At 68.5% G+C, this 10,224-nt stretch carries 8 protein-coding genes and 1 pseudogene; 3 read left to right on the top strand and 6 right to left on the bottom strand.

Annotated features, from left to right (window positions below; all coding sequences use genetic code 11):
• Window positions 1-96 precede the first annotated feature (96 nt).
• From RMN86_RS05685 to RMN86_RS05670, 4 genes are all read right to left on the bottom strand, one after another.
• Entirely contained in the window at window positions 97-384 is a 288-nt protein-coding gene (locus RMN86_RS05685) for a DUF1153 domain-containing protein (RefSeq protein WP_309604864.1), read from the bottom strand.
• A gap of 165 nt (window positions 385-549) precedes the next feature.
• Entirely contained in the window at window positions 550-1,935 is a 1,386-nt protein-coding gene (locus tag RMN86_RS05680) for a flagellar hook protein FlgE (RefSeq protein ID WP_309604863.1), read from the bottom strand.
• A gap of 115 nt (window positions 1,936-2,050) precedes the next feature.
• Window positions 2,051-2,845, bottom strand: a complete 795-nt coding sequence (locus RMN86_RS05675; RefSeq protein WP_309604862.1) for a flagellar hook assembly protein FlgD — start codon at window positions 2,843-2,845, stop codon at window positions 2,051-2,053.
• Window positions 2,846-2,852: 7 nt separating this feature from the next.
• Complete coding sequence (locus RMN86_RS05670; RefSeq protein WP_309604861.1) at window positions 2,853-4,394, bottom strand: flagellar hook-length control protein FliK; 1,542 nt, start codon at window positions 4,392-4,394, stop codon at window positions 2,853-2,855.
• Window positions 4,395-4,790: 396 nt separating this feature from the next.
• Here RMN86_RS05670 and flgK point away from each other — a divergent pair, with 396 nt between their 5' ends.
• Genes flgK through mnmA form a run of 3 tightly spaced genes read left to right on the top strand, consistent with a single transcriptional unit; the run spans window position 4,791 to window position 9,062 of the window.
• A complete protein-coding gene (flgK, locus tag RMN86_RS05665) occupies window positions 4,791-6,896 on the top strand; it encodes a flagellar hook-associated protein FlgK (protein ID WP_309604860.1) in 2,106 nt (701 codons plus the stop codon).
• Window positions 6,897-6,906: 10 nt separating this feature from the next.
• The gene (locus RMN86_RS05660; RefSeq protein ID WP_309604859.1) at window positions 6,907-7,836 is read left to right on the top strand and encodes a flagellin; all 930 of its coding nucleotides are present in this window, start codon (window positions 6,907-6,909) and stop codon (window positions 7,834-7,836) included.
• Window positions 7,837-7,880: 44 nt separating this feature from the next.
• On the top strand, window positions 7,881-9,062 hold the full coding sequence (mnmA, locus tag RMN86_RS05655) for a tRNA 2-thiouridine(34) synthase MnmA (protein ID WP_309604858.1): 1,182 nt from the start codon (window positions 7,881-7,883) through the stop codon (window positions 9,060-9,062).
• Window positions 9,063-9,328: 266 nt separating this feature from the next.
• On the opposite strand, the gene RMN86_RS05650 is transcribed toward mnmA, so the two are convergent.
• Window positions 9,329-9,979 (bottom strand): heme-binding protein, encoded by a 651-nt coding sequence (locus RMN86_RS05650; RefSeq protein ID WP_309604857.1) that lies wholly within the window; start codon window positions 9,977-9,979, stop codon window positions 9,329-9,331.
• 114 nt (window positions 9,980-10,093) lie between these two features.
• Window positions 10,094-10,224: pseudogene (locus RMN86_RS05645) on the bottom strand (acetyl-CoA C-acetyltransferase); the annotation flags it as partial.

Raw genomic sequence — 10,224 nt, 5'->3', positions numbered from 1 at the left:
CGCCGTGGTCGAAGGCGCCCCTTGAATCGACGCGGCCGCGCCTGTGTGGGCGCGGCCGCGACTTTCGCGAACCTCTTCCCGGGGGAAGGTCGAGGCTCAGCGGTACTGTTGCAGGCGGGTTGTTCGCAGACCGGCCAGACCATGGCGGTCGATCGACCGCTGCCAGGCGAGAAATTCTTCGGAGGTGAGCCGGTAGCGTTCGAGCGCGTCTTCCAGGGACAGCAGACCGCCGCGCACCGCGGCGATCACCTCGGCCTTGCGGCGGATCACCCAGCGGCCGGTGTCCGGCGGCGGCAGATCCCCCAGCGTCAACGGCGCACCCGTGGGGCCGATGACATACGACTCCCCCCGGCTGTTCGTGCGCGTCTGCTGTTGCTGCAACATGGCTTTACGCCTTTCCCACCATCACAATTGATAGCGAACATAGACGTTGGCTCCTAACAGCCGCTGAATCACATTAGTAAACAAACACATAAAACTTCTTCTCCCGTGTATGATTTCGGCACAGGTCGTATTTAATCTGTCGTTAACGAGATCATAGAATTCATATTACCTTATGATATTGATTAACTCGCTCAACATCGTGTCAGCCGTCGTTATAATCTTGGATGATGCTGAATAGGCCTTCTGCGTCGAGATCAAACCGGTAAACTCCGACGACAGGTCCACCGTCGAGGCTTCCAGGCTGGACGGCGAGATCTTGCCGGCCCCGCCGTTTCCGGCCTCCTTCAGCACCATCTGACCGGCGGCGATGGAGGCCTGGTAGACATTGCCGCTTCCCGGCTTCAGCCCATCGCCATTGGGAAAGGTGGCGATGGCGATCTTGGCGATCTGGCGGATCTGGCTGTTGTCGAACAGCGCCGAGACCACGCCGTCGGCGCCCACCTGGACGCCAACCACATTGCCGACGCTGGCGCCGTCCGAATTCACCGAATTGACCGTCGAGGCCGTGGCGTACTGGGTGACCTTGCTGATGTCGAAGGTCAGCGTCTGGGCGGCGATGCCCAGGGGGTCGGCCCAACGGGGCTGGGTGGCCGTGCCGGAGGCGGCAAGCGGGATGGTCGGGGCCGCGCCGGCGGCGCCGAAGAGGGTGGAAGTGGTGAGGTTGATCGAACCGTCCGGGGCGAACTTCACCAGGCCCTTGGCAACCTGGCCCGGCCGGCCGGCCGTCGAGACATCGGTGTTGGGGATGGTGTAGATTTCCGCGTGCCATTCGTTCGGCGCGCCGGCGCTCTTCAGGAAGGCGTAGGTCATCTTGTGCGAGCCGCCCAGAGAGTCGATGACATTGGTCTCGATGGTGAAGTCCGGCTTGGTTCCGGTCGTCGGATCCTTGGCGTAGTCGGCCATACTGGTCGCGGTCGTGCCGAGGTAGAGGGCCTCGGCCGGCGAGATCGTCTGGCCCTGGTCGACGTTGGCGCTGATGACGATCTTGCCGGTGGCCTGCACCGCGGCGCCCAGGTTCTTGACGTTGATCGACCCCAGCGTGTTGACGTCGGAGGGGTTGATGGCAAAGCCGCCGCCCTGTTGCACCGGCCAGCCCTGCAGATACTTCTTGGAGCTGTTGACCAGGAAGCCGTCGGCATCGACCCCGAACGCCCCCGCCCGGGTGAAGCTGCGCGCGTCAGCCGATGTCAGGCCCGGCCCCTTGTCTGTCACCACGAAGAAACCGTCCCCGGCGATGGCCAGGTCGGTGCTGGAGGCGGCGCTCTGGATCAGGCCCTGCTGGCTGACGTACTGACGGGTGACCCCCTGGACCCCGCCCGCGGAATAGCGGCCGGTCACCGCCTGGGAGGTCACCAGATTTGAGAAGCTGACCTGGTTGCGCTTGTAGGCGACCGTGTTGACGTTGGCGATATTGTCCGAGATCGCGGCGAGCGCCGAGGAATTGGCCACGAGGCCCGAAACGCCGGCGAGGAGGGCGGAATTGATGCTCATGGGTCTGTCCGTTGGTTGCGAGGTTGCCGCGCGCAGCCGACGCCGGTTGGCGTCGCGAGGTCATCGCGGGGGACGGCGTTCGGCCATCCGCGTTCAAGAGGGCGTCGCCGGCGGTTCATGGAACGACCGGCGGGATTGCGGGGATCGTGACGGGGAGCGTGATCGTGGTCGGGGTGGCCGTGGTCGAGGTGGCCGTGGTCGAGGTGGCCGTGGTTGTTGCTGCGGCCGGCTGCCGGATCGCGGAAATCTTGTCCCAGGTCACCTGGCCGCCATTGATGGTGATGTAGGTGGCGCCGTTGCTCTGTTCGACCCCGGTGGCCAGCCCCTGCACATAGTTGGTCGAGGCGATCGCCTTGCCTGAGGGGTCGATGGCCGTGACCCGCAGCGTGTAGGTTCCGCCATCTGGAAGTTGTGCGCCGCCGAGGTCCTTGCCGTTCCAACTGAAGGCGTGGTCGCCGGCCTTGCGGTCGCCGGGGGCCTCGGCGTGGACGATCTTGCCGTTAGCGTCGAGCACTTCGACCTTCAGGTCGCTGGCGGTGCTGGCCAGATTGTAGACCCACTGCGCCTTGCCGCCGCTCAGATTGGCCGTATCGCTGACGGCGCGCACGTCCTTGCCGATCACGCTGACGGCGCCGGAAACTCCGGTGGCCGTGTTGCCGACCAGTTTCTTGAGCAAGTCGTTGGTGGCCAGCTGCTGCTCGACGCCGGTCATCTGCACCAGCTGCTGGGTGAACTGGTTGGAGTCCAGCGGCGCCAGCGGGTCCTGGTTTTTCAGCTGCGTGGTCAGCAGGCTGAGAAAGGTGCTGAAGTTGTCGGCCAGCCGCGCCCGGCCCAGCGCCGTGGTGTCGGGGGCGGCCGGCGTCGTGGTGGGCGTCGTGGCGGGCGCGGCGGTGGTTGAGGTGATGGCCATACTGTCCTCAGATCCTGATATCGACGCTGTCAGACGTCGTGCGCCGAAGGTTGAGCCGGTCAGGCGCGACCGCCTCGCCGCCGATTTCCAAGGCCGCCTGAAACGCTCGACCCCGGAACCCGGCGCCGGCGCTCTGGCCGGTCTCGTTCTGCCGGGCCTGCGCGCCGCGGCCCCCGTCGCCCGCGACGTCAAAGGACATCCCCCCGGAGAGATCGAAGCCCGCCTGTTCCAGCGCCCTCTGCAGCTCGCCGGCCCGGGCGCGCAATTCCGCCGCGGCCTGCGGCGTGTCGAATGACATGGCCGCGGTCATCCGCCCGCTGGCGCCGATCTCGATGCGCACGTCCACCTTGCCGAGGCCGGCGGGATCGAGTTGCACATCAAAACGGCTGGAACGACCTTCCAGCTTTCGGGCGATCTGGGCGGCCAGACTGGCGACGGTCTGCGGCGAACCGCGCAGGGCCGCCGCGGCATGAATCAGCGTGGCCGGAGTGGTCGTCGACTGGGTGTCGAGACCGCCGGCGACCGGGGCGGCGTCAGCGGCAGAGCCCTTGATCTCAGGCGCGGGCGACCGCGCCTCTCGATCCGCGGAACCGCCGCCAGGCCCGCGACCCTCAGCGCCAGCGCCGCTGGACGACGCCAGCGGGCCATCACCCGCACGAAACAGCGATGGCGTGGCGGCGGCGTCGACCCGCGGAGCTTCAAGTCCGGTCGGCTTGGCGGCCTGGGCGGCCTGGGCGGCGGCCTTCGCGGCGATCTCGCGCGCACCGGGCGAGATGGCCTTGGCGACCCCGGTCTCCGCGGGCGGGACAGCGGCCTGGGCTCCCAACACACCCGGGGCCGGCAGTCCGGCAGGCGACGGTGAGACCGGTCCAGAACTCCTGGCTGGACCGGTCGGCGAAGCTGGCTTGTCCGGCGTGACCGCGGGAGCCGGAGCCTTGGCGGTCGTTGGCGTCGCGCCGGCGATCAAGGCCGCGGGAAGGGCCTTGGCCTTGTCGATGCCGGGCTTGGTCGTGCCGGTGACCGCCGCGTCGCCACCGGGCACGATGTCGGCGAGCTGCGGCGGCGTCGCCGCACCAGCCTGGACCGGGGCCGAGCCGTTACCGGCCGGCCCGCTTTGAACCTTGGCCGCGGCCGTCGCGACCTCGCCCGCCAGGGCGGGGGTCGGGACCGGGATGGGAACCGGCGTCGGGACGAGCAACGCAAGCGCCGCGCCGGAAACGGTGGCAGATGCGCCGTCGGACCCGTTCGGGCTGACGGTATCGCCTGCGGGCGCCCCGTGCTTGTCAGCCCCCGGCGCGGCCTGCGGGGTCTTGGACGCGTTGGCGGCCTTGGCGCCTGTGACAGCCTTGCCTGCGCCCCCCGGCGCCGGGGCGACGGCTGCGACGCCTGGGTCGCCAAACAGGGTCGCCAGCAGCGCCTCAAAGCCCGCCAGGGGGCCGGACGCACCGCCCTTGCCGGCGCCAGCGGCCTGCGCAGCGCCGCCGGGGACCGCCATGGCGTTGGCGCCGGGTGCGGGTGGCGTCGCGAGATTCAGCGGGTTGGCGGACATGCGCTGTGGGGGGCCTGGAAGCTGAGGGGAGTGGAGGCGCCTGCTGCGCAACGACAGTTCCAGCATTCCGGAGCAACCTTTACGCCAGTCGCACAAGTCACTGAATAAAAAACATAAATACGCCAATCCGGGGTCGGGCTCGCCGGCTCCGAGGGGTGGAAATTGCCGGGCCGTTTGGCGTCAGATGGGGCGTTCCCTGCCGCCCCGTGGCCGATCGCTGCAACTCTGGGACATCTGGCGCCAGTCTTGCGCGCGGTTGTGGTGGCTCACCAGCCCAAGAGAACGACTATGTTGAAAACATTTGATTTTTTCCAACGCCTCGGACTTTTTACCGGAACGGCCTCGGCAGAAACGGCCGGGCGATGCGTCAGCCTTTGCCGGGTGGAGACCTAAGCGATGTCCCTAGGCGTCGCCCTGCAGAGCGCAACCTCCGGGCTGATGGCCGCCCAGACGGGCTTGCGCGCGATCTCCGACAACATCGCCAACGTCAATACCCCTGGCTATGTGCGCAAGGTGATCGACCAGCAGCAACTGGTGGTCGCCGGCATGGGTCAGGGGGTCTCCGTCATCGGGGTCCGCCGGGTCACCGACCAGTATCTGCAGCTGGCCAGCATGACCGCGGGGTCCGATGCCGCCAAGTGGGGCGCCTACGCCAAGTATCTCGACAACGCCCAGGCCCTGTTCGGCAACCCTTCGGGCAAAGGCTTCTTTTTCAACGGTCCCGACGACATCGCCGCGGCGTTCGCCACCGCCGCGAACGACCCCTCGTCCAGCTTGTTGCGCGGCCAGGCGCTGTCCACCGTTTCCAGCTTCCTCAACGACGCCAACCGGATCTCCGGCCAGATCGCCCAGCTCGGCCAGACCGTCGATGCCCAGGTCTCCGACAGTGTCGGCAAGGCCAACGGCCTGCTGTCGCAGATCGCCCAGTTGAACAGCGACATCGGGCGCGCCCGCATCAGCGGCGGTGACAGCTCCGGCTCGGAGAACATCCAGAGCCAGCTTCTCAACCAGCTTTCGAGCCTGATGAACGTGCGGGTGAGCGCGCGCGACCAGGGCGGCGTGACCGTCCGGTCGAGCGAGGGCGTGATGCTCGCCGGGGACGGCGCCTCGACGCTGACCTACAATCGCACCGACGCGACCTCTGGCTACATCACCGCTGTCACCCCCGGCGCGGCGAGCGACCCGCAGCCGCTGACCATCGCCAGCGGCCAGATCCGCGGCCTGCTCGACCTGCGCGACACCAAGCTGCCCGGCATCGCCGACCAACTCGGCGAGTTCGTCTCGCGCACCGCCGAACAACTGAACGCGGCCCACAATGCGTCGAGCGCCTTCCCGGCGCCGTCGACGCTCACCGGCCGCAACACCGGTCTCGACCTGCCCACTGCGATCACCGGCTTCACCGGCCAGACCACCGTGGCCATCGTCAACGCCGCCGGGGTGCTGCAACGCCGCGTGGACATCGACTTCAGCGCGGGCACGATGAGCGTCGACGGCGGCGCGTCCAGCGCCTTCACGCCGGCCACCTTCCTGAGCTCATTGAATACCGCGCTTGGGGCGTTCGGCGCGGCGACCTTCACTGGCGGTGCGCTGTCGATCGCCGCGGCAGGGGCCAATGGCGTCGCCATCGCCAAGGGCACCGCGGACAAGGACGGCAAGGGATTTTCGCATGCCTTCGGGCTGAATGACCTGATCCGCTCCGGCGGCCTGGCGACCTTCGACACGGGTCTCGCGCCGGGCGACGCAAACGGCTTCATACCCGGCGAAACCCTGACGCTGCGGCTTTCGCAGCCCGACGGCAAGCCGATCCGCGACGTCACCGTCGCCATTCCGCCGGCCGGATCGCCGAGCATGACCGACCTGCTCAGCGCCCTGAACAACAGCACCACCGGCGTCGGCCTCTACGGCGCCTTCGCCCTGGACGCCCAGGGCGGCCTGGCGTTCAGCGGCAATCCGCCCATCGCCGCCAAGGTCGCCGTCGTCGGCGACAATACCCACCGTGGCCCCGGCGGCCCATCGGTCAGCCAGTTGTTCGGACTTGGTGCCGGCCAGCGGGCCAATCGCGCCGGCAGCTATTTCGTCGATCCGGCGCTGGTCGCCGACCCGACCAGGGTCGCCCTTGGCAAGCTCGACCTCACTGTCGCGGCCGGCGCGCCGACCATTCGGCCCGGCGACGGCCAGGGCGCGCTGGCGCTCTCCCAGGCCAATACGGCGACGACCCTGTTCAAGGCCGCCGGCGATCTTGGCAACATCTCCACGACGCTCGCGCGCTATGCGGCGGAGTTCGGCGGCTCCATCGGTCGCGACGCGGCCGCCGCCGATACCCAGAAGTCCGGCGCGGGGGCCGTCCAGACCGAGGCCGACGCCCGTCGCCAGGCGGTCGAAGGCGTCAATATCGACGAGGAACTGGTGCGCCTGACCACCTACCAGCAGGCGTTCAACGCGTCGGCTCGAATGATCCAGGCCTCGAAGGACCTCTTCGACGCCCTGATGCAGATCCGCTGAGGACACCGCCATGGACACCCGCGTCTCCACCTCCGGAAACTACTCGGCCATTCTCGCCAATCTGATGGAAGCCCAGCAGCGACAGGTGGACGCCGGAAATCGCGTCTCCACTCAGCAGAACGGCTCCAACCTGAAGGACTACGCCAACACCGCCGAAACGCTGACGGCGATGAAATCGGTCGACCGGCGGATCACCAACTACCAGGACACCAACAGCCAGATCGCCGCCAAACTGACGACCCAGGACGGGGCCCTGACCCAGGTGGCCGACGCCGCGACGGCCGTGCGCCAGGCGATCACCGACGCGCTCGCCAGCGACCGCTCTGACACCTTCATGCAGCAGGTGCAGGGCCAGTTTCAGAGCGCCGTGAACGGCCTGAACGCGAAATATGACGGCAAATACCTCTTCGCCGGCGGCCAGATCAACACCCAGCCGGTGACCGCCACCGCCCTGACCGATCTCACCGCGGGTCCGCCGATCTCCAGCTTCTTCAAGAACGATACCTTCAAGGTCCAGGCCAAGCTCGACGACTCGACCACGGTCACCACAGGCGTCCTGGCGACCGACGTCGGGACCAACATGCTGACCGCCCTCAAGTCGATCCAGGCTTTCCAGGAAAGCGCCGCCGGCCCGTTCACGGGCCAGCTGACCGCCGCCCAGCGGACCTTCCTCGAGGGCCAGCTCGCCACCTGGGACGGAATCCGCGGGGCCACCACCACGGCCGCCGCTCAGAACGGCATCGTCCAGCAACAGGTGGACACCGCCAAGGCCGGGCTGGTGAGCCAGCAGAACACCTTGACCATCATGATCGGCGGGGTGACCGACGCCGACATGGCCAAGGCCGCCACCGACCTCTCCAACGCCCAGCTCGCGGTCCAGGCCTCGGCCCACGTCCTGGTCGCGCTGCGCGATTCCTCGCTGCTCAACCTGCTGCGGTAGCGCCGCGCTCGCAAACCGGGGGCCGAGCCGTTACATAGCGGCCCATGAACGCCCCGCTTCTCGCCCGCAACCCGCTCAGCGACGGCCTGATCGCCGCCGCGCGGGAGGCCGTGCGCCTGCCGGCCGGCAGCCGGATCGTCGCGGCCATGTCGGGCGGGGTGGATTCCACCGTCACCGCGGCCCTGCTGACCCGCGCCGGCTATGACGTGGTGGGCGTGACGCTGCAGCTCTACGACCATGGCGCCGCCATCCAGAAGAAGGGCGCCTGCTGCGCCGGACAGGACATCCACGACGCGCGCACCGCCGCCGAGGCCTTAAGCATCCCCCACTACGTCCTCGACTACGAGAGCCGCTTCAAGCAGCAGGTCATCGAGGACTTCGCCGACTCCTACCTGCGCGGCGAGACGCCGGTCCCCTGCATCCGCTGCAACCAGACGGTGAAGTTCCGCGACCTGCTGGACGTCGCCCGCGACCTGGGGGCCGCGGCCATGGCCACCGGCCACTATGTCCGCCGCAAGGTGGGTCGCGGCGGACCGGAACTGCACCGCGCCGCCGACGCCAACCGCGACCAGTCCTATTTCCTGTTCGCGACCACCGCGGCGCAGCTTGACTATCTGCGGTTCCCGCTGGGCGCCCTGCCCAAGCCCGCCGTGCGCGCGGCCGCCGCCGAACTGGGCCTGGCCGTGGCCGACAAGCCCGACAGCCAGGACATCTGCTTCGTGCCGGAGGGCCGCTACACCACGGTGATCGACCGCCTGCGCCCGCAAGGCGCCCTGCCCGGCGACATCGTCCACCTGGACGGTCGCGTGATCGGCCGCCACGAGGGCGTCACCCGCTACACCATCGGCCAGCGCCGGGGCCTCAACGTCGCCGTCGGCGATCCGCTGTTCGTGGTGCGGATCGACGCCGCCAGCCGCCAGGTGATCGTCGGCCCGCGCGCGGCGCTGCTGACCCAGGGCCTGACCCTTGGCGAAAACAGCTGGATCGGCGGCGGGGCGATCGAAGCCGCCTGCGAGGCCGCGCGTCCCGTGCTGGCGCGCGTGCGCTCGACCCGAGAGCCGGTCGCCGGCCGCCTGGCGCTGATCGATGGCCAGCCGGGCGTGCGCCTCGACACGCCGGAGGAAGGAGTCGCCCCCGGCCAGGCCTGCGTCCTCTACGCGCCGGAGGATCCCACCCGCGTCCTCGGCGGCGGCTTCATCGCCGGCGCGCTGCGGGCCGCGGGTTAGGGCCTGCCGCAGCGGTCAGGATGCCGGCTGACGGCTGGGGAGTGCCTGAGCTGGGGACTGAGTATTTCCTTACCGCTCGTCATCACCCGGCTTGTCCGGGTGACCTATGATCTCGGCGAATAAGGGGCGAGCGCTGCGGCGCCACCAAATCCCGTCCGCCAGCACGGAGATCTTGGGTGGCCCGGACGAGCCGGGCCATGACGATCTATATGGAATTGAGTACGCTATTTGGATAACAAATTCAGTAATTTGAATGGCCTCTCAACCTACCGCGCGGCGACCACAGGCGCGGCGATCTCGTTGCGGCGCAGGAACGGAGCGGTCCAGGGCGGGTCGTAGAACCAGGCGGTAGGTTCGCCACTCACCCGCCAGGCCCCGTGGGCCAGCCCATCCGTCAGTTCCCGAGTGCGCGCCGTCACCGTCTCGCCATTCGCCGAGCCGGAGAACCTCAGCACCGCATAGTCCTGGGCCGGGACCTCAACGATGCGCACGGCGGGGTCGTTCGGCGTCGGCAGGGCGTCGCGGCTGTATTTGGCCGGCATGAAGAACTGCACCCGCCACTGACCGTCGGGGCCGGCGGCCTGTTGCGCCACCGGGGCGGTCATGGCGATCTTCTGGGCTCCCATGGTCTGAGTGGCGGCGGTCTGGGCGACAGGCGCGGTCATGGCGATCGAGGTCTTGGCCGTATTGGCGCCGAAGATGTAGCCGGCCACCTTGCGAAATCCGTCGCTGCGCGCCGCCATCGACGGTCCGGAGACGGTGGTTTCCGCCGCCAGACGCGGGCCGTAGTGGCGGATCTCGATCTGGCCGACCCGCTCGACAAGGGTGTATCGCGGCTCTTCGGTCCCTGACCGGATGCCGAAAAGTCCCCCGACGCCGGCGGCGATGGCCACCGCGGTTTCCGCAACGCTCGACATGGATGTGTTCCTCCTTGATCGCTATATGGGCACGATGACTCAGACTTCCGACTCCGTCGTAATCGCCAGCTATGCCCGCACGCCGATGGGCGGTTTCCAGGGGGTTTTCGCCCCCGTCAAGGCCACCGAGCTTGGGGCCTGCGCCGTGCGCGCCGCCTGTCGCGCCGGCGCCTGGCCCAGGCCGGCGGGCAGCACGCAGCCCATGATGATCTGCTCGATGACGTCCGGCGGGGCGCCCGCGCGGG

The sequence above is a fragment of the Phenylobacterium sp. genome (assembly GCF_031360265.1).
Lineage (GTDB): Bacteria > Pseudomonadota > Alphaproteobacteria > Caulobacterales > Caulobacteraceae > Phenylobacterium.
The sequence above is the reverse complement of the archived record's forward strand: the minus strand, read 5'-3'. Positions and strand labels throughout refer to the sequence as shown.

What these genes read in the sequence shown, in the direction of transcription:
- RMN86_RS05685 (WP_309604864.1), bottom strand. Translation starts at nt 384, where the DNA reads ATGTTGCAGCAACAGCAGACGCGCACGAACAGCCGGGGGGAGTCGTAT.
- RMN86_RS05680 (WP_309604863.1), bottom strand. Translation starts at nt 1,935, where the DNA reads ATGAGCATCAATTCCGCCCTCCTCGCCGGCGTTTCGGGCCTCGTGGCC.
- RMN86_RS05675 (WP_309604862.1), bottom strand. Translation starts at nt 2,845, where the DNA reads ATGGCCATCACCTCAACCACCGCCGCGCCCGCCACGACGCCCACCACG.
- RMN86_RS05670 (WP_309604861.1), bottom strand. Translation starts at nt 4,394, where the DNA reads ATGTCCGCCAACCCGCTGAATCTCGCGACGCCACCCGCACCCGGCGCC.
- flgK (WP_309604860.1), top strand. Translation starts at nt 4,791, where the DNA reads ATGTCCCTAGGCGTCGCCCTGCAGAGCGCAACCTCCGGGCTGATGGCC.
- RMN86_RS05660 (WP_309604859.1), top strand. Translation starts at nt 6,907, where the DNA reads ATGGACACCCGCGTCTCCACCTCCGGAAACTACTCGGCCATTCTCGCC.
- mnmA (WP_309604858.1), top strand. Translation starts at nt 7,881, where the DNA reads ATGAACGCCCCGCTTCTCGCCCGCAACCCGCTCAGCGACGGCCTGATC.
- RMN86_RS05650 (WP_309604857.1), bottom strand. Translation starts at nt 9,979, where the DNA reads ATGTCGAGCGTTGCGGAAACCGCGGTGGCCATCGCCGCCGGCGTCGGG.